15 protein-coding genes are annotated in these 19,700 nt (G+C 43.3%); 5 read left to right on the top strand and 10 right to left on the bottom strand.

The window, feature by feature from the left end:
* Positions 1-2: 2 nt before the first annotated feature.
* The 4 genes from gnd to ACUUJN_RS26300 all read right to left on the bottom strand — a co-directional run bounded on the left by gnd (position 3) and on the right by ACUUJN_RS26300 (position 5,150).
* Positions 3-1,406 (bottom strand): decarboxylating NADP(+)-dependent phosphogluconate dehydrogenase, encoded by a 1,404-nt coding sequence (gene gnd / locus ACUUJN_RS26315; protein WP_075154980.1) that lies wholly within the window; start codon positions 1,404-1,406, stop codon positions 3-5.
* Positions 1,407-1,512: 106 nt separating this feature from the next.
* The gene (locus tag ACUUJN_RS26310) at positions 1,513-2,859 is read right to left on the bottom strand and encodes a GntP family permease (RefSeq protein ID WP_023991059.1); all 1,347 of its coding nucleotides are present in this window, start codon (positions 2,857-2,859) and stop codon (positions 1,513-1,515) included.
* Between the two features lie 28 nt (positions 2,860-2,887).
* Positions 2,888-4,426 (bottom strand): gluconokinase, encoded by a 1,539-nt coding sequence (gene gntK, locus ACUUJN_RS26305; RefSeq protein WP_484669108.1) that lies wholly within the window; start codon positions 4,424-4,426, stop codon positions 2,888-2,890.
* Positions 4,419-5,150, bottom strand: a complete 732-nt coding sequence (locus ACUUJN_RS26300) for a GntR family transcriptional regulator (protein ID WP_338533006.1) — start codon at positions 5,148-5,150, stop codon at positions 4,419-4,421. Before ACUUJN_RS26300 ends, gntK begins: the two co-directional genes overlap by 8 nt.
* A gap of 317 nt (positions 5,151-5,467) precedes the next feature.
* Between ACUUJN_RS26300 and ACUUJN_RS26295 the strand changes: the two genes are divergently transcribed.
* A complete protein-coding gene (locus tag ACUUJN_RS26295; protein ID WP_023991056.1) occupies positions 5,468-6,763 on the top strand; it encodes a GntP family permease in 1,296 nt (431 codons plus the stop codon).
* Positions 6,764-6,784: 21 nt separating this feature from the next.
* On the top strand, positions 6,785-7,930 hold the full coding sequence (locus ACUUJN_RS26290; RefSeq protein WP_023991055.1) for a glycerate kinase: 1,146 nt from the start codon (positions 6,785-6,787) through the stop codon (positions 7,928-7,930).
* A 173-nt stretch (positions 7,931-8,103) separates the two neighbouring features.
* Here ACUUJN_RS26290 and ACUUJN_RS26285 read toward each other — a convergent pair whose 3' ends face one another.
* Positions 8,104-9,144 carry a CdaR family transcriptional regulator gene (locus ACUUJN_RS26285; RefSeq protein ID WP_076317353.1) on the bottom strand — a complete coding sequence of 347 codons (1,041 nt, stop codon included), beginning with the start codon at positions 9,142-9,144 and terminating at the stop codon, positions 8,104-8,106.
* Between the two features lie 436 nt (positions 9,145-9,580).
* On the opposite strand from ACUUJN_RS26285, the gene ACUUJN_RS26280 reads away from it, so the two are divergent.
* Positions 9,581-10,669, top strand: a complete 1,089-nt coding sequence (locus tag ACUUJN_RS26280; RefSeq protein WP_484669107.1) for a DUF2920 family protein — start codon at positions 9,581-9,583, stop codon at positions 10,667-10,669.
* A gap of 153 nt (positions 10,670-10,822) precedes the next feature.
* Here the strand turns inward: ACUUJN_RS26280 and ACUUJN_RS26275 are convergent, their stop codons facing one another.
* The 4 genes from ACUUJN_RS26275 to ACUUJN_RS26260 all read right to left on the bottom strand — a co-directional run bounded on the left by ACUUJN_RS26275 (position 10,823) and on the right by ACUUJN_RS26260 (position 14,413).
* Positions 10,823-11,953 carry an RDD family protein gene (locus tag ACUUJN_RS26275; RefSeq protein ID WP_484669106.1) on the bottom strand — a complete coding sequence of 377 codons (1,131 nt, stop codon included), beginning with the start codon at positions 11,951-11,953 and terminating at the stop codon, positions 10,823-10,825.
* 305 nt (positions 11,954-12,258) lie between these two features.
* Positions 12,259-13,131 carry a GNAT family N-acetyltransferase gene (locus tag ACUUJN_RS26270; protein WP_484669105.1) on the bottom strand — a complete coding sequence of 291 codons (873 nt, stop codon included), beginning with the start codon at positions 13,129-13,131 and terminating at the stop codon, positions 12,259-12,261.
* Positions 13,132-13,220: 89 nt separating this feature from the next.
* Positions 13,221-13,658, bottom strand: coding sequence for a MerR family transcriptional regulator (locus ACUUJN_RS26265; RefSeq protein ID WP_028540927.1), 438 nt, complete (start codon positions 13,656-13,658; stop codon positions 13,221-13,223).
* Positions 13,659-13,684: 26 nt separating this feature from the next.
* Positions 13,685-14,413, bottom strand: a complete 729-nt coding sequence (locus tag ACUUJN_RS26260) for an SDR family oxidoreductase (RefSeq protein ID WP_023991050.1) — start codon at positions 14,411-14,413, stop codon at positions 13,685-13,687.
* Positions 14,414-14,563: 150 nt separating this feature from the next.
* Here ACUUJN_RS26260 and ACUUJN_RS26255 point away from each other — a divergent pair, with 150 nt between their 5' ends.
* Positions 14,564-16,516, top strand: coding sequence for a BglG family transcription antiterminator (locus tag ACUUJN_RS26255; RefSeq protein WP_028540925.1), 1,953 nt, complete (start codon positions 14,564-14,566; stop codon positions 16,514-16,516).
* Between the two features lie 165 nt (positions 16,517-16,681).
* Positions 16,682-18,688 (top strand): fructose-specific PTS transporter subunit EIIC, encoded by a 2,007-nt coding sequence (locus ACUUJN_RS26250; RefSeq protein ID WP_484669104.1) that lies wholly within the window; start codon positions 16,682-16,684, stop codon positions 18,686-18,688.
* A gap of 88 nt (positions 18,689-18,776) precedes the next feature.
* Here ACUUJN_RS26250 and ACUUJN_RS26245 read toward each other — a convergent pair whose 3' ends face one another.
* Positions 18,777-19,676 carry a DMT family transporter gene (locus ACUUJN_RS26245; protein ID WP_209940689.1) on the bottom strand — a complete coding sequence of 300 codons (900 nt, stop codon included), beginning with the start codon at positions 19,674-19,676 and terminating at the stop codon, positions 18,777-18,779.
* Positions 19,677-19,700 lie beyond the last annotated feature (24 nt).

The following is a 19,700-nucleotide window of genomic DNA, read 5'->3' as shown; positions in this document are numbered from 1 at the left end:
GATCACTGCCAGTTTGTGTGAAAGAATCCTGCTACATCACTTCGTTCATAAGTATGGGCACCAAAATAATCCCTTTGTGCTTGCAAAAGGTTAGCATTCGAAATGCCTGTCCGGTAACTATCGTAATAAGTAAGTGAAGCACTTAAACATGGAAACGAAGTACCAGAATTAATACCCTCACAGACAACTTTTCGTAATCCTTTTTGATACTCTTTAACCTTTTCAGCAAAATACGGGGCGATTAATAGATTAGCCAAATTCGGCTGTTCTTGATATGTTTCGCTTATTACGTTTAAGAATTCGGCACGAATGATGCAACCACCACGGAAAATAAGGGCAATATCCTTTAAAGGTAAATTCCATCCGTAAAGTTCAGAAGTCATTTTATATTGTATAAATCCTTGCGCGTAGGCACAAATTTTACCCATATAAAAAGCTTGTCTAATGTACTCAATCCACACATCTTTATCTAAACTTCGCTGATCAATCCCTGGTCCTGTTAGAATATTTTCTGCATAAACTCGTTCTTCTTTTAAAGAGGAGATGTAACGGGCAAACAATGACTCTGTAATAATGGATGATGGGATCCCATTGTCAATTGCTTGAATGCTTGTCCATTTACCAGTGCCCTTTTGCCCTGTTTTATCAAGAATCACATCAATTAGTGGTAAGCCTGTTACATCATCCTTTTTCCGTAAAATCTCTGCTGTGATTTGGATTAAATAACTTTTTAGCTCCCCTTGATTCCATATTTCAAAGATATCAGCAATTTCATTCACAGATAAACGTAACCTTTTTCTTAAAAATGTATAGGTTTCTGCGATTAATTGCATATCTGCATACTCGATTCCGTTATGTACCATTTTTACAAAGTGACCGGACCCTTTTGGACCCATATAAACACAGCAAGGGTCTGCGTCCACTTGGGCTGCTATTTTTGTTAGAATAGGAGCTGCTTTTTCATATACGTTTTTATCTCCACCAGGCATGATCGAAGGTCCATTTAAAGCCCCGACTTCGCCGCCGGAAATACCGATTCCTAAATAACCGATTCCTTTTGACTTCAATTCATCATATCTACGTTCCGTATCTTTGTAATGGGAGTTACCACCGTCCATAATCACATCGCCTGCTTCAAGGAAGGGTACTAATGTACCTATTACCGAATCGACCGGTTTGCCCGCTGTTACCATAAGGAAGATTTTTCTTGGAGTTTTTAAGGAGTAAACAAAATCTTGAATTTCGTAGTAGGGATGGATAGAGTGACCTTCACTTTTTTTAACAAGATCATCCGTTAAATCCCTCGTATAGTTATAGACAGCGACTTGCTCACCCTTACCAGCCATGTTCAAGGCGATATTACGGCCCATTACCCCTAAACCAATGACACCAATTGTGTTGGACATTTTTCTGCTCCTTTTATTTGAAATGAATAGGCCGTAGATCCTCACTTATAGGCTTAGAAAATTCTAAGAAAAATAAGTGGGGGATCTACCGCCCGGGAATCATGGTTTATACGAATAAACTTAGTACTAAAATAAATCCTAATCCAGCTACAGAAATGATGGTCTCAAGCAATGTCCATGTTGCAAATGTTTCTTTCATACTTAAACCAAAATATTCTTTAAACATCCAGAAACCAGCATCGTTAACATGTGAAGCTATTAAACTACCCGCTCCCGTTGCAAGCACAACTAAAGCAAGATTAACGTCGGATTGTCCTAACATCGGAATAACTAAACCAGCGGTTGTTAAAGCTGCAACAGTTGCAGAACCTAAGGAAATTCGTAATATTGCAGCGATAATCCAGGCAAGTAAGATGGGTGATAATGTAGTTCCATTGAATAATTCAGCTACATAGTCACCTACGCCGCCATTAATCAGTACTTGTTTGAAGGCTCCGCCACCCCCAATGATTAAGAGCATCATCCCAATATGAGTAATAGCCGTTGTACAAGATGCCATTACATTTTTGATTGGAATTTTCCGTGCTATTCCCATGGTGTAGACAGCTACCAGTAAGGAAATTAACATGGAAGTTGATGCATCACCAATAAAACGGATCGCTGCTAGTAAACTGCTATCTTCAAATCCCATTGTTTTTTGAAGCAAAGTAATAACCGTAGCAATAGACATTAAAATAACAGGAAGCATTGCAGTAAATACACTGATACCAAATCCCGGAGTTTCCTCGGATTTAAATACTTTTTGTTCACCTAAAGAGGCAATATTACCGGTTTTCGTAAATGATGCAGGTACGAGTTTTTTGGCAAGCTTAGTAAATACAGGTCCAGCTAAAATAACGGTTGGAATGGCAATAATGAAACCGTAAAGTAAAACCTCACCAAGGTTCGCGCCATATTCACCAGCAATAACTGTTGGTCCTGGATGTGGAGGTAAGAAACCATGTGTTACGGATAAAGCTGCAACCATCGGAATCCCGAGATATAAAATAGAAACCTTTAATTCTTTTGAAATGGCAAATATGATTGGAATTAACAATACTAATCCTACTTCAAAAAATAACGCCACACCGATAATGAATGAAGCAGCTACGACTGCCCATTGGATATTTTTTTCACCAAATTTGTCTACGAGGGTCATGGCAATTCGTTGAGCACCACCAGAATCAGCGATCAACTTACCTAACATCGCTCCAAGTCCAAAGATTAACGCTAAGTGACCAAGGGTTCCGCCTAATCCGGCTTCGATGGTTTTGACAATTTCCTCTAATGGCATTCCAAGTGCTAAAGCGACGCCGAACGATACAATGATTAATGAAATAAAGGTATTCAATTTGAAGCCCATGATTAAAACTAATAATGCTAAAATTCCAATCGCTACGATAACTAATGGCATTGTAATTACCCCCCTGCTTTTTATCTTTTTAGTGTTTAATTAAGCTTCTTTGATAATTGGAAATCCGTGTATAATCATCTTCTAATACTCTGGATAGGTTAATGAAAATCGGCAGCAATTTCCTATATTCCTTGGTCGCTTCTTCTTTTGGTGTATGTTTGTTGGTACTGCCAATCATTTCAGAAACGACTTCAAAGGACTGGATTTGTCCGGTGGTATACAAGCCTAAAATACAAGCTCCTAGACAAGAACTTTCGTAGCTTTCTGGAACGACGACTTCAGATGAGAATATGTCAGACATCATTTGCCGCCAAACATCTGACCTTGCGAAGCCTCCAGTAGCTTGGATTCGGGTCACAGGACCGTCCATACATTCGGTTAATGCTAAAAATACGGTGTACAAATTGTAAATGACTCCTTCTAGGGCTGCGCGAATCATATGTTCTTTCTTATGTGACATCGTTAAACCGAAGAATGAGCCACGTACGTCTGGGTTCCATAATGGCGCACGTTCACCAGCCAGGTATGGATGGAATAACAATCCGTCAGATCCTGGTCTTACACGTTCAGCAATCTTGGTTAGTACATCATATGGATCAATTCCTAGTCTTTTCGCTGTTTCCACTTCTGATGAGGCAAGTTCATCACGGATCCAGCGAAGGACCATCCCGCCATTGTTCACCGGCCCCCCAATAACCCAGTGCTTTTCTGTTAAGGCATAACAAAATATTCTTCCCTTTTCGTCTGTCTGAGGCTTGTCTATAATGGTTCGAATGGCACCGCTTGTCCCGATTGTGACGGCAACTTCGCCTTTTCGTATCGCATTTACACCTAGATTAGAAAGGACTCCATCGCTAGCTCCAATGACAAACGATGTTTGTGGATCGATCCCCATCTTTTTTGCTAAATCTGAATCACAGTTGGTAAATATTCTGGTTGTTGGCACGAGCTCAGATAATTGAGAAGGGGTTATACCAGCAATTTTTAATGCTTCTTCATCCCAATCTAATTTTTCTAGATTCATCATGCCCATGGCAGAAGCTAGGGAATAATCCACTACATATTGATCAAAGAACTTTTTAAAAATATATTCTTTAATTCCGATATACTTTTTAACCTTGACAGCGGTTTCAGGAAGGTCATTCACAATCCAAGCTATTTTTGTTAATGGTGACATGGGGTGAATGGGTGTTCCTGTTCGTTTATAGACTTCATGGCCATTCAGCTCATCTTTTATTTTATGTGCCCACGCTTCACTGCGATTATCTGCCCATGTAATACAAGGCGTCAGTGGGCGGTCATTTTCATCCATCGCAATGACACTATGCATGGCACTGCTAAATGAAACAAACGATAGCTTTTTTTGTGAGTGATGTTTCATTATATTTGAAGTGGCTTGCAGAACAGCCTGAAAAATCTCTTCTGGGTTTTGTTCAGCTGTCGCTATATCCGGGGTATAAAGCGGGTATCCAATATTCTCTTGTTGGATGACTTCGCCTTTTTCGCTAAATAGAACGGCTTTCGTACTTGTGGTTCCGATATCTACACCTAACATATAGTTAGTCATTTTGTTGCACGACTCCTTTAGATAGCATTTGTTGTGACATCCACAGGTCTTCTACTTTACCTTGAACATCATCAAAGTTTTCATGTAAAGACTTGATCATGAGGTCTCTATCTTTTACTTTGATTGCTTCAATATAAAGTTCGTGATTGTTTATAATCCGTGTAAAATCTTCATACTTTTCAGTGAAACGCATACGCATCGACAAAAGAATGAGACTTTCCATAACAGGCTTTAAATTATTCCAGATCATCAGAATATGCGAATGATTGACTGCACGAATAATCGTTTCATGGAACAAGACATCTTGATATGAAAACTCATCAGCATCACTATATTTAACGGCGACTTTCATCATTTCGAGTATTTTACTAAGTTCCTTCGCCAAATCATTAGTATCCATCTTTACAAGACGTTCAAATACGAAGGATTCTATGAGCAGACGGACATCATAAATTTCTTCTATTTCTTTTTCTGATAGGCCAATAACAACGGCTCCCATTCTTTCTAATCGAATGATATTTTCGGATGCCAGTATTTTTAACGCTTCACGAATGGGTGAGCGACTTACAGTGAAATCAGCAGCTAGTTTATTTTCGGATAATATGGTACCGCTTTCAATCCCGCCAGAAATAATGCGCATTCTAAGCTCGGATGTTACGCGATCACCAGTAGAGGCTTTTAAAAGCCATTTGGAGGGATATAGGAATTCTGATTCGACCATCATTTCACCTTCTCAATTAATCAAGTATACTTGTATACAGGTATTATAATCTGAAATTTTAAATTTGCAAGCGTATACATTAAATTTGTTTTGTAACGCCTCGATACATAAAATGAAAATTGCATATTAAGACATAGATCCTGTTTGGATCTTCTCATATATAATGCTAGACTCAATACTGATTTCATCTATAGGTTCCAATTGAAGTTCGGATTTTTTGTTCAAATGCACAATCAATTTCGTCTGTTCTTCAATATTTTTAACGTGCGGCAATCGATATAATGAAAGCGTAATCAAAAATTACCCGGGGGGTTAGACAGATGGAAGGATTGACGATCAGTTGGATAGGAGCTCTGGCAGGGCTGGCTATTGCAATTATTCTGATATTAAGAAAGCTGAATCCGGTTTACGCTTTATTTTTGGGAGCTATTGTAGGCGCTTTATTGGGCGGAGCCAATCTGGAGCAGACGATCAGCGTGTTAATAAGCGGTACGCAAAGTGTGATGGGGACGGTCATTCGTGTGCTTGCCGCAGGTGTATTGGCAGGTGTAATGATGGAATCCGGGGCAGCGGAGACGATTGCGCAGGCTATTGTAAAGAAGTTCGGCGGCAGTAAAGCGATACTCGCACTAGCCTTGGCGACGATGATTATTACGGCGGTAGGTGTATTTATTCCCGTTGCCGTGCTGATTGTGGCACCTATTGCATTGTCGGTCGGTAACAAAATGGGGATTTCCAAGCTGGCGCTCCTGTTGGCTTTGTCTGGAGGCGGAAAAGCGGGGAACATCATCTCTCCAAATCCTAATACGATTGCAGCGGCGCGCGGATTTAATCTGGATTTAAGCCACGTGATGTTGGCAGGAGTGGTTCCTGCGATATGCGGTTTAATCATGACTGTTTTGGTGGCATCTATGTTGAAAACCAAAGGTGTGAAGGTGTCCGACCAGGATATCATGGACAGTGATGTCGATACATCGAAATATCCAGCGTTGGGACGGGCAATTGTAGCCCCGCTGGTAGCTGTTATTTTGCTGATGATTAACCCGATTGGTTCTATTTCCGGTATTGAAGCACTTTCGAGTTTCAAGGTAGATGCGATGTACATTTTGCCGATCGCTGGGATTGTGGGTATGCTGGCCATGGGGCAAGGGCGTAATATCTTAAAGTACTCGGCCTCCGGTTTAAATAAAATGACGGCGACTGTGCTGATTTTGATCGGTGCAGGCGGGATTGCGGGTCTGATCTCTGCTTCCAACTTGTCTGCTCAGGTGGTTGGCCTGATTGAAGCTTCGGGAGTTTCCGGTACATTTTTGGCACCGCTTGCAGGTATTCTGATGGCAGCTGCTACGGCGTCCACCTCGACGGGCGTTATTTTGGCAACAGGCTCGTTTGGGGAAGCCATTCTGAACATGGGAACGGCCCCACTCGCTGCAGCTGTGATGGTGCATACAGGAGCTACAGTCATTGATTCCTTGCCGCAGGGCAACTATTTTCACGTCACGGCAGACAGCATGAAAATGAGCATTAAACAACGGATGGGCTTGATTCCTTACGAAGCTATTGTGGGTGGAACGATGGCAATTGTAGCGACAATCATGTATGGATTTTTACTTTAATATTCACGATGGGGTGAGAAGATGAGAGAGAAAACGTTTGTGCTGGCACCAGATTCTTTTAAAGAAAGCATGACGGCTAAAGAAGTATGTATCGCGATGGAGAAAGGACTGCGTAAGGTCTATCCGGCGGCGAATTATGTCCACGTACCGATGGCGGACGGCGGTGAAGGAACGGTGCAGTCACTGGTGGATGCGACAGGCGGACAGATTCGTTATATCGAGGTGACAGGACCGCTTGGAGAACCTGTAACTGCTGCATACGGCCTGCTGGGAGACGGCACCACAGCGGCAATCGAGATGGCATCCGCCAGTGGAATCCATTTGGTGAACAAGGATAACAAAAACCCGTTAAAGACAACAACCTACGGAACAGGGGAGTTAATCCGTGAATGTCTGAACCAGGGAATTCGAAAAATTATCATCGGCATTGGTGGAAGCGCGACGAATGATGGCGGTACAGGAATGGCGGAAGCGCTGGGCGCCAGATTTCTGGATACAAAAGGCAATACTCTTCCGCGCGGCGGCGGTAGTCTGGGCGAGCTGGCCAGTGTTGATATTTCATCACTGGATGACCGCTTGCCGCAGGTACAATTAATTGTAGCCTGTGATGTGACAAATCCGCTGTGCGGAGAGCATGGGGCATCTCAAGTATTCGGGCCACAAAAAGGGGCGACTCCGGAAATGGTGCAGCAATTGGATGCCAATCTTGCTCATTACGCCGATGTGGTGAAGCAGCAGCTGGGCAAGGATGTGCGCGATCTCCCAGGCGCAGGCGCAGCAGGTGGATTGGGTGCGGGCTTATTAATTTTCACTCAGGCGGCGCTGCAAAAAGGCATTGAAATTGTGATTGAATACACCGGTTTAAAACAAAAGCTCGCCACTGCCGATATCGTTTTGACGGGGGAAGGCGGTATTGATTTTCAGACCAAATTCGGTAAAACTCCTTATGGAGTAGCCCAGGCGGCAAAACAGTCTGGTAAAAAGGTCATTGCGGTCGCAGGTTATATCGGGGAAGGGATCGACACGTTGTACAAGGAAGGAATAGATGCGGTGTTCGGCATCGTACCGGGAGCCTCGGAGCTCGGTAAGCTGCTGGCCGAAGGGCCGCAAAACGTAGAGCGTACGTGCGAGAATATCGCAAGAGTACTTCAATTCAGCGAGAAATGAACAGATGGAGAAGCGGGCTATAAATATAAAACGGCATCATACAAATACGATATAATACGAGCACTCGCCTGTAATCCCGAACTTAGCCAAAGCAGGATTGACTAAGAAATTTGGGAGTGATGGCGAGCGGAAATATGGTATTACTGGCGCATGGCCTGGCGTGATACAGCAGTTCATTGATACAGTGCCAATAAGCCGTGCGTAAGCTCAAAAAGCTGAAGGAGATTCCGGGGATCTTTACCGGTTAAGGTATGGATGCGCTTCAGGCGGTATTGCAGCGTATTTCGGTGAATATTTAATTCATCTGCGGTAAAGGAGACACTGCCGTTATGGTTAATAAAGCTTCGCAGCGTATCCAGCAAATCCACAGTATCTTCCAACTTGCTAACCAGATAGATCGTGTTCGTCAGGTTCGTTTGACTCAATTTGACCAGAAATTCGACTTCCGCAAAAGAAATTTTTTGCACAGGCGGGCGCAAAGCCAGTAAAACATTCATAGCTGACTTGGCTTGCATATAAACATCCGCAATGTTGTGCTCTTGTCTGCTGACCGTAACCAGCACATCGGGATGGCTGCGCACAAGTGGCTCTAGCAGTTTGTCTGTCGGTTCCTGATTTTGTATTAGGATGAGATAACAGTCTTCCTCCATACGAAAGGATGGATGCTGCATGAATATATTGGACAACTCGGCTAAACGAGCTGGATCAGCAGGCAGATATTTTACATATACAGCCGAAGTTTTTAGAAGCAAATCTATGTGATATTGAGCTGCTTCTTTTTTTATTTTTTGCGTGTAGGCTCCCTGATGATTTAACAGCATTTCCAGCACAGACTTTTTGCGGTTGGCTTCGTGGGCCAGATGCTCCAAGGAGATGCGCTGTTCAATCAGGAGAGACACCGTAGTTTTAACAATATTGCAGAAAGGACGCACTTCATCAGGATTGCCTGAAATACCAATGACACCAACTAACTCATGATGAATGACAATCGGTTCATTGGTTCCCTTTTTCTCATAGTGGCCGTCCTGCCACACTTCAACCATTTTCCCAGTTTCGAGCGCCTGAACAGCGCCTTGGTGAATGGTTCCGATTCGTTCACTCTCGCCGCTGCCAATGATGATGCCGCGTTCATTCATAATATTGATATTGTATGGAATATCCTTCATCATTTTGTCTACGATGTCTTGAGCTTGTTTTTCGGAGAGCTGAAACAAATCAGGATTCCTCCCTTATCTATAGTGATATAGTGTGTTTTAATGTACTACCTTTATGAAAGGGTTTTCAATCCATTGTGCATCTGAACAATATGATAAGGCAGGTTGTCGAACATGTCAGTCAATTTTATCATAGGTGTGAAATTGCAGCGTATTATGATAATCCATTAGACGATGGTTATATATTCTAGTATTGAGTTGTAAACTACGGAGGGGAGTGTAGTTGTACCGAGAAAGTAGAATGTGACCCACAAAAAGGACATTTTGAAAAAAAGATGACCCTCCTGTGGGTCTTTTGTGTTTTAATCAGAATATTAGAAGAATACGATATGGGGATTTAATCAGAAAATCTTGTCTTGATATGCTGATGTACCTATTGATCGAAATTATTTTTATGAAATGGGACTTTAATATTTAAATGGGGGAATAAATGAGTATGTCTGAACAACATAGTATTAATATTCCAGCACATCATAATATATATACAGGTAAGTCTAATCGAGAACTACGAATTGACTTTTCTATCCCACAAAATGGAGTTAATGAAAACACAGGATTGATTATTTTCGTCCCTGGGTTCGGCGGTAATATTGATTCTAAAGTTTACATAAAAATGAGGGAACTATTTGCTGACAAATACAATATGGTAACGATTCAGTGTAATTATTTTGGTAGTTCATATATGCAATCATCAGCTAATCATTTCAAGTTTAAAGATCCTCAAATTTTACAAACTATTCTTACGGTAGATGAATTGGAGAGAATAAATAGAGACTCTTCTATTTTACTAAATATATTGTCTGAAAAAAACATCCTGATCCCTGTGATTGCTAATATAGATGAAAGTATAGAAGAGTTTAATGATATGAGTTATATGCAGGCAATAGATATTATCAGCGCTGTAGAGTCGGTTAAAATCATACTGAGTGGAAATGATTTAGTATTTAATTCTAATAGAATTATTGGATACGGACACTCACATGGAGCGTATCTATTACACTTAAGCAATAGGTTAGCACCTACTTTATTTTCATATTTAATAGATAACTCAGCCTGGATAGAACCGGTATATTTATCCAGCAGTAGATTTCTATATCAGAGTATAGGAAATTCAATGCTTGCATTTGAATTTGACTATTTTGCGAAGAAAATAGTGAAAAATAGGCAGGATTTAAACTTAGAGACATTGTATAAAGATTTTCATGGAAATACACAGGTTTTATCTTTCCAAGGAGATGAGGATAATTTAGTTAACCATGTAGAAAAAAAACGTATTGTTGAGACTATCAATAACTCAGATTTTATACTTGTTAAAAAGGAAGATGTAGATCATATAAAATATAAATCGAATAGTCATGGTTTAGATGCAGATTTTTTAGAGCTTTTTTCCTATGCATTAGAATTAGAACGCCCAACAAAAGAAATTTTAAAAAAAGATTCAAAATATATAGTCGATTTTGAAAGTGTATCTATAGAAGTTGATTATACGCAGGGATTACCAATATTTAATTTTAATTTTAAGTAAAACGGTAACCTCATTCAGTACTTATCCCACCTGCTCAGTTCCCCATGTGATTTTTAAAGTTTAGTTTATATATCAGGTAACAAGTGTCAAAAACAGGGCTCTAAGGAGCACCTGCTTTTTGTGTCTTATCCTTTTTATTGCCAGCCACGCTGTCTAATGACGAACCTCGCGGAAGCTATAGGTAATGTCGTGCAGTTCTTTCTTTAAACGGCCGTCTTTAGACGCTGGTGCATATCCAAGCACTTGGTAGTACTTCTTTTCGGTCTCAATAATCGCTACATGGGTAACATATTTGTCCACATCTTTTTTACCTTTAATCACGAACTCAAGGGCAGGATATCCTTGAATGGTTGTGTTAGAGACAGGTCCTACACTGGACAGGTTCCACTCTTTGATTAAGTTATTTTCAGCTTTCTTACCATACTGTTGAAGAGTTATATTGCCCAATTGCTTTTTCGAATTGGATACTACCGCAACGGACTTTTGAATGTACGGATTAAATATCGCAATCTCTGCTTTTCCTTCACGGTCTGGGTCTGTTGACCAGTCCAATGGGGCCGTGATTTGAAATCGTCCATCTTTACTTACATAGCTTTGTTCTTTCTTGTTCACCGGAGCTTCAGGAGGCACGTAATTGTTTGCCAGTATAAAAATAGCATTTACAAACGAGGCTCCCAAGATCACCATTGCGGTAAAAAATATAAAGAGCGAACGTTTCATTGTCTTTTTGTTAATCGGCTCTAAATCCCGTACCTTTACAACATATGTACCTGCAGCTAAATCACCAATTCGTTGTCTTGATGCAGTTACTAACACACTGATACCAGCAGGTATCCCACCCATTAGCAACGGATTGGTGTCTATGAGTCTGAGCAGCGTACGAATGAGTGATTTAAGAAAACCAGGAGGCTTTCCTTCCCCGTTAACCACCTTAATACGAAAAACGAACTTACCCAGCGTATAGCCTGTGTAACCTTCCAAAAGCAAATAATAGCTGAAGAAAGCAATAAGCAGAATACAACGGGTTGCAATCGCTAAAGGCAAAAACCATCTGTCCGTTATTTGAATGACAGAAATAAAAAAACAAATATACCCGATTACAAAAAACATGCAATCAAAAACTGTTGCTCCCCACCGTCTAAACAGAGTAGAATTCCCGTATGTTTTTGATAACGCCGCCATCCTGTTTGGATCTACCCCATAATTTTGACCATGCTGAATGTACGTCTGTCTTGAAGTTTCCTGCGGATTGTGTGATATGTGCTGTTCGTCCAAAAAATACACCTCTTCTTAATAATTGAAAACACACTCCTTATATTAACGGTCATTTTACAATCCATGTTTAGGAAAACATTCTATAAACAAAGAAATTATTATAAATATCCCTTCCTCTCATTGAACCGCATTCAGGCGCTAGTAGAGCCAGAGAAGGCACAATCCTTGCGGTTGCTTGAAAAAGCAGGCTTTCGGCAAGAAGGGCTCCTCTCCCAATATGAATTTACGTTAGGGAAATATGATGATCTTTACATGTGCGCATTGGTCAAATCAGAGTATATCAATCGTTCTCAGAAATGATAGATGTAGGTGAATCAAGCGGGAGAGCTTGGATTCAGCGGCATACCCATTTCATATTGCTCAATGGGGTCTTTCGAGAGACCTATTTTTTGGATAAAGCCTTCAAGAGAGTCATTGTCAGACAGACAGATGTACACCTTCTCACTCTTTTGGATCTCTGCTGCTCTATGAAGGAGGGCGCATCCTAATCCTTGGTTGCGATGCTTAGGATCGACCCAAAGAAAGTTGATTTTACCCTTAGCACTCATGCTCACCATGCCGAGGCACGTTTGATTTACTTCGTAGATGCCGAGAAAAGCTTCCTGTGTACTAGTGGCGTAATAAGGTGTGTCACTTTGCCAATGGATGTGGCAGTCGATAAGGGTCTTTCGAAAAGCTGCGATGTCATCAAATGTAACTTCCTTAAGAATATACGAAGATGAGAGGGCAGCGGGTGGGGTGGAGGGCAGAGTGCCGTTGTAGTATTTCAGCGTATAGCGTGGCTGATAGCCTTGCTTTTCATATAATTTGACGGCCCGATGATTATCCTTGATGACTTCGAGCCATAGCTGCTGGCAACCCGCGGAGATGGCTGTTTGTTTATGTAATTCCAGCAACTTGTTGCTAATCCCCTGACCACGGTAAGCCGGGGCGATGCATAGCGTGCCGCAACGCATGGTCTTGTACCCGTCGAACTGCCGGACACCGCCAAGAATTAAGCCGATCGGTTGATCCTCATCCATGGCAAGGAAAGAGTGATTCCGTGTATTACCCTCTGGACCAAAAAAACGTGCTGCGAAATCGTCCTGATCCGTGGTCAGACGAATGGAATAATCCGAGAACCCAAGCGAAAATGCTTGGAAAATGTGTTCCATACTGACGTCATTGCATCTCACATAGGTGATCACCGTTATTCCCCCTAGAAATTCATACTATATTTGGATTATAGGGAATTAAGGGAGCTCCATCAATCTCCCGCTGAAAATAAAAAAACCCCTTAAAAAAGGGGATTGGTGCTGGGTGTTGTAGGGTTGCAATTCGTGTCGCTAAGATCAGGATTGGTAGAGAGGTCACGATAATGGTTGAGCTTATATTCAATAATTTTTTGGGTTTCCATCAGTCTGGAAATTTCTTGTTGAATCTTCTGATTATGTTTCTCAAGTAAGGAGTGTCTGATCGGAATGGTGCTGTTGCCTTGCATCGAAAGTTCTCGATAATGCTTCATTTCCTCTATAGTCATTCCAGTAGCTTTTAATCGGGTTAAAAAGATAATCCCCAGAATCTGATCTCTACTGTAGAACCTGTGTCCGTTAGCCTTTCGTTCTGCATAAGGCAGCAAGCCAATTCGCTCATAATAGCGTATAGTATCTTCTGTTAAACCTGTTAGTTCTGCAGCTTGACTAATAGAGGTTATGGTCTCCGGAATTTCCTGCAAAGTATCCCACTCCTTAATTGTAACGATTACCAAGGCACTTCTCCATTCGAGTCGAAAAACCCTCCTGACGGCCCGTCATTATTTAAAGTGGCTAAACGAACAACGACAGCAGCAGCTTGTTGTACCGAACCCGGTCCTGTAAAGCCATTTAAGTCAGTGGCGGTAAAGCCAGGGTCAGCCGAATTAATTTTGAGAGGTGAGTCTTTGAATTCTTTGGCAAGGGTGACGGTGAACATATTAACCGCTGCCTTGCTGCTATTGTAGGCAAGCAAATTAAATTGTGCATGCTCATGCTCAGGATCGCCATTATAGGTTAACGAACCAAGGCCACTCGACAAGTTAACGATTCTACCACAAGGAGATTCTTGCAATAAAGGTAGCATGGCTTGCGTCACGGCGACCAAACCGAAAAAGTTCGTTTCATACGTTTCTCTTAAATCGTTCAAAGAGAACTGACTTGGAGGAGTGGCTCCTCCTAAAGATATGCCGGCATTGTTGATTAGTACATCAAGGGAACCGAATTCTTGTTTGATCTGTTGGACTGCGGAATCAATCGTACTTTGATTCGTCACGTCTAACAAAATCAATCGGGCTTCTACTCCCTCATTAGCCAACTTAGCCACCGCTTCCCGGCCGCTCTGCTCATTCCGTGAGCCAATCAGGATTGTAATACCCATCCCCCCCAATTGTCTGGCTGTTTCATACCCGATGCCTTTGTTGGCCCCAGTAATAAGAGCTGTTTTCCCAATAGTCATGAGCGATTCCTCTTTTCATTATTCTTGAATTTGGCGGCCACCATGCTTTAAATGTACTACTTGGAGTATACTTAAAGTCAACACAAAACCAGCAAAAATATAGCTCGAAATGCCCTGGACATTCTTTATTTTGGAAGATGGGAGAATGGAATGAATAAAAGGCAAATGGAAATTTTACGCATGTTGTTAACTGAACCGGACCGGTTGTGGTTAGCGCAGGATCTGGCGGATCTGACCGACTGCTCTGAAAAGACGATCCGCAACGATCTGAAAGTAATTGAAGATTATATCGTCAAGCATTCTGATGCCAATCTGGTGAGAAGGCCGGGACGCGGCATTTATCTGGAGATGGGTGAAGCGGATCAGAATGAATTGTTCCATCGACTGTATGCGGACGAGAGTACAGCCCAACATGAGTCGGATGAGGAAAGGGTACTGCATCTCGCCTATCGGCTCTTGATGAATGCCAAGCCTGTGACCATCCAGGATCTAGCTTCACAGTATTATGTGAACAAGACGGTGATTCGTAGAGATATGGAGAAGATCGATGGCTGGCTGCACAGCTTTGATCTGGCCTTGATTACCAAGCAGCGCGTTGGATTGACCATTCAAGGCTCTGAGAAAAATAAGCGCATCGCTTTGGCGCGGATGAACCAGCTGATTGACAGTCCTGAGTTAACAGGACAGATGATGCGCAAACAGTTTGAATCGCACGAGATTACAACCATAAATCATGAATTAAAAGCATTTCAAAAACGCCATGAGCTCAGCTTTACTGACGAAGCTTTCGAAGCTCTAATGCTGCATATTCTCTTAATGGTCAAACGAACTAAGATGGGACAACCCATTTCGCTCTCCAAGCAGGACATTGCCTTTTTGCAGGAGAGACGCGAATTTACATGGGCTACGTCTTTTTTGCAGCAGTTGCAAAAGTTGTTTGCTGTGCCTTTTTCCAAGGAAGAGACGGCGTATTTAACTCTGCACCTGCTTAGTGGGAAGTTCCGTTACCAGCAGGAGGGAAGAACAGGAAAACAAGGTGAGCTGGCAGATAGTCACCCGCTTTTGCCTGAGTTGATTGAGCAGTTAGTTCGGCGGATGTCCGAGCTGAATATGATTGCCTTTTCCAAGGACAAGATGTTACTGAAAGGGTTGAATGTCCATTTATATACGACCCTGAACCGTCTTCAATATGGGTTGACCGTGTCCAATCCTATGCTGGCCGAGATCAAGAAGATGTACCCCTACATGTTCGACCGAGTTATTATTACACTGGAAGAGGTGGGGAAATGGATCCGGCTATCCTTCCCCGAGGAGGAAGCGGCGTATTTAACGCTGCATTTTCAGGCTTCTGTGGAGCGATTGCACCAGAAAGAGAGTCATCCCCAGAGAGCCATCATCGTGTGTCACATGGGCATCGGTATGTCCCAACTGCTACGCACCAAGGTGGAACGTAAATTTCCGGCTGTACATGTGGAGACAACCCTTTCCAAAGCAGAAGTCCAGGACTATCTGGCAGCCCAGGAGGTGGATCTCGTCATTACCACTGTAGATCTCCCAGAGATGAACATTCCGCACATTCTCGTCTCTCCCTTGCTGGATGTCAAGGACGAACGTCGACTGGAGCAAGTGATCCGACGACTGGATGAGCCGGAACATAGGGCAGCAGAAGAATCGGTATTTTTTAAATATACAACACCTTTTTTGGTCTTTCCCCAGCAGGAAGTGCAGCATCCGGAACAATTGATCTCCAAGCTGGCGCAAATACTGGAGGACAAAGGATATGTGGAGCCTGGTTATGTGGACAGCGTACTGGCGCGAGAAAAAATGTCGGCCACGACGATTGGGGGAGGCATAGCCATCCCGCATGGCGGTTCTGAGTGGATAAGGCAGTCCTCCATTGTAATCGCTACCTTGAAGCAGCCGCTTACCTGGGGAACCGAGAAAGTAGAGCTTGTGTTCTTGCTTGCGGTCAAACAGGATGGGCGGGAAGAAATGCGCCAGTTATTTAAGGAATTGTCCCTGATCAGTGAGCAGCCTGCTTTGGTTCATGCCTTATCTAAGGAGACCGATGCGATGAGATTATTAGGGAGAATGAAGGGATAAACTAAAAAAGCTGTGCTCTGGAACAGGACTTATAGATAAGTCCTGTTTTTTGCCGGTATAATTCCGTTTTTCCGAAAGTTCCGGTAAAAAGTTCGTCCGATAACAGCAAGATAGGCGTTTATACTATCAATGTAAGCGGAAACAACAGAGAGAAGGGGAATGACTATGAAGATATTGGCGATTACCTCATGTCCTAACGGAATTGCACATACGTATATGGCAGCTGAGAATCTGCAAAAGGCAGCAGCAAAACTGGGCGTCGAGATGAAGGTCGAGACACAAGGCTCCATTGGAGTCGAAAATCAACTGACCGAGCAGGAGATCCGTGAGGCAGATGGCATTATTATTGCAGCGGATAAAACGGTGGTTAAAGACCGCTTCGTCGGTAAGAAACTGCTGGTCGTTGGCGTACAGGATGGCATTCGCCGTCCAGAAGAATTGATCCAGCGGGTGATGAAGGGTAATGTACCAGTGTACCAAGCAGAGTCACGTTCTGCCGAAAGTAGCTCACAGGAGAACAAACCGAAACAAAATCCCATCTACCGCCACTTGATGAACGGTGTATCCTATATGGTACCCTTCATCGTCATTGGGGGATTGCTCATTGCCATTGCGTTGACGATTGGCGGTGAGAAGACACCAGGCGGTCTGGTTATACCGGACGGTTCATTCTGGAAGACGGTTCAGGATATCGGTTCGGCTTCGTTTACCTTTATGATACCGATCCTCGCCGGATTTATCGCGATGAGTATTGCAGATAGACCGGGGCTTGCACCGGGTATGATTGGCGGATTCATTGCTGCGAACGGCAGCTTTTATGGAAGTGAGGCGGGGGCTGGATTTATCGGCGGTATTATCGCCGGGTTCCTGGCGGGTTATGTTGCACTTGGGATTCGGAAAATTAAAGTTGGCCGAGCATTACAGCCGATCATGCCTATTATTATTATCCCTGTATTGGCATCTTTAATTGTAGGATTAATCTTTGTCTTTGTGATTGGTGCTCCAGTCGCACAATTGTTTGAAGCTTTAACAGGTTGGCTTGCAGGTATGCAAGGTACAAGTTCAATTCTATTGGCATTGATTCTAGGTGCGATGATCTCCTTCGATATGGGTGGACCTGTGAACAAAGTCGCTTTCTTATTCGGTTCGGCTATGATCGGCGAAGGGAATTATGAAATTATGGGCCCGATCGCCGTTGCGATTTGTATCCCGCCAATTGGGATGGGACTTGCAGCGATGATCAACAAACGTAAATTTGCACCTGAAGAACGCGAGGCTGGGAAGGCAACATTCACGATGGGTTTGTTCGGTATTACCGAAGGTGCGATTCCATTCGCGGCGCAAGATCCACTGCGTGTTATTCCCAGTATCATGGTAGGGTCCATGGTCGGCTCTGTCATCGCCATGTTGGGAAATGTAGGTGATAAGGTAGCTCACGGTGGACCGATTGTAGCTGTACTTGGTGCAGTGGACCATGTGCTTATGTTCTTCATCGCCGTTATTGTCGGCGTAGCCGTATCGGTTGTCCTGGTAAGCTTGCTGAAAAAGGATATTGCAGCAACTGTAACTTCGGATGCTGCTGGGGAAGCGATGCCTGGACATTCCACCGCAGGGGCTGGACAATCTGCGATTACTACAAAGGCCGCTGCGGAGTCATCTGCATCAACAACTGTCACAAATAACGGGCCGGCCGTGTCTTCGCAAACCATTCACATTGAGAAACTGACGGATATTGTAACAATGGATCTGATTAATTTGGATCTGGAAGGAACGACACGAGATGCTGTGGTTGATGAAATGATCAGAGCACTTGAGAGAACTGGAGCCGTAAGCTCTGCCAGTGATTTCAAACAGGCGATATTAGCCAGAGAGGAAGAAGGCTCCACAGGCATTGGAATGAATATTGCCATTCCTCATGGCAAATCGGAAGCTGTCCTGAAGCCAAGCGTGGTCTTCGGCATCAAGCAGGGCGGTGTTGACTGGAATAGTGCAGACGGAAGTGAAGCAAAACTGATTTTCATGATTGCCGTACCGCGCAACAGTAAGGAAAATGCGCATCTGAAAGTGCTGCAAATGTTATCACGTAAGCTGATGGACGATCATTTCCGAGAAACGCTCTTGGCGGTTGCTTCGAAGGAAGAAGCATATCAATTGCTGGATCAGGTGCATTAATTCAATGCGCCAAGAACTTGAATCAAAAAAAAGAGGCTCCCGAAGTTTCAGCCGGGAGCCTCTTTTCTTGAGAAGGTCTTTGCGTAAGTCAGCGGCGTTCACCGCGTGATATAAGTATGATGCCGAGAAATACAAAGCCTGCACCAGCCAGATGAGCCAATGAGAAGGATTCACGGAGGATGATATAGGACAGCAACAGTGTACTGACGGGAATACAACCCGTGTATACAGCTGCTGTACTAGCCGATACCCTTGACACGCCCCGAAACCATAATACGTAGGCTAATGCGGTGACAAAGATACCATAATATAAGACAAGCCCAATATCCCCTGCCCCAACGTGGTTAAAGTTGAACTGTTGGGCCTCCCCGAAGGAACAACCCAGAAACATAAGGAATGAAAAGAGTGTTATATACATAGTCCCAAGCAGGGAAGAGACATCGCTGGATAGCATCTTGCGTAATACCGTTAGTGCCGCTTCTCCGAACACAGCAGACAGAACAAGCAGCATGCCAATGAACGAGGTTGCGTTGGGAGCATTGAACCAGAGCGCCGATATGTGAGGCACTTGCAACGCCAAAACACCGAGCAGAGAACAGGCAATCCCGAGACCGGGGCGTAGCGTAATCTTTTCTCTCAGCAGTATATACGAAAGAAGTGCAACGATAGCTGGGGTCAAGCTTGTTAAAATTCCGCTTTCGGAAGCAGAGGCGTAGGCCAGCCCGTACAGCATTAGGACGCGGAAGAGAAACATGCCGATCAGGGCCTGAATGAACAGGATTAAGGCATCCCGTTTGCTGATCCTTAGTGAATATTTCTTGATGAATACAATGGGTACCAAGAACAGAAGGGCAACGGCCAGACTGGCAGATTGCGATAAAAAAACAGGCAGCCGCATCACGACCAGTTTACCGACTACTACAGAACTGCCGACAATGGAGGTTGCGATCACTAATTCCATGTAAGTCGAAAAGGTTGGTTTGTTCATTTCATCTCACCTCTTGTACAGATA

The organism is Paenibacillus sp. LRG-1 (assembly GCF_057220305.1).
This window is presented reverse-complemented; position numbering and strand designations above follow the sequence as displayed.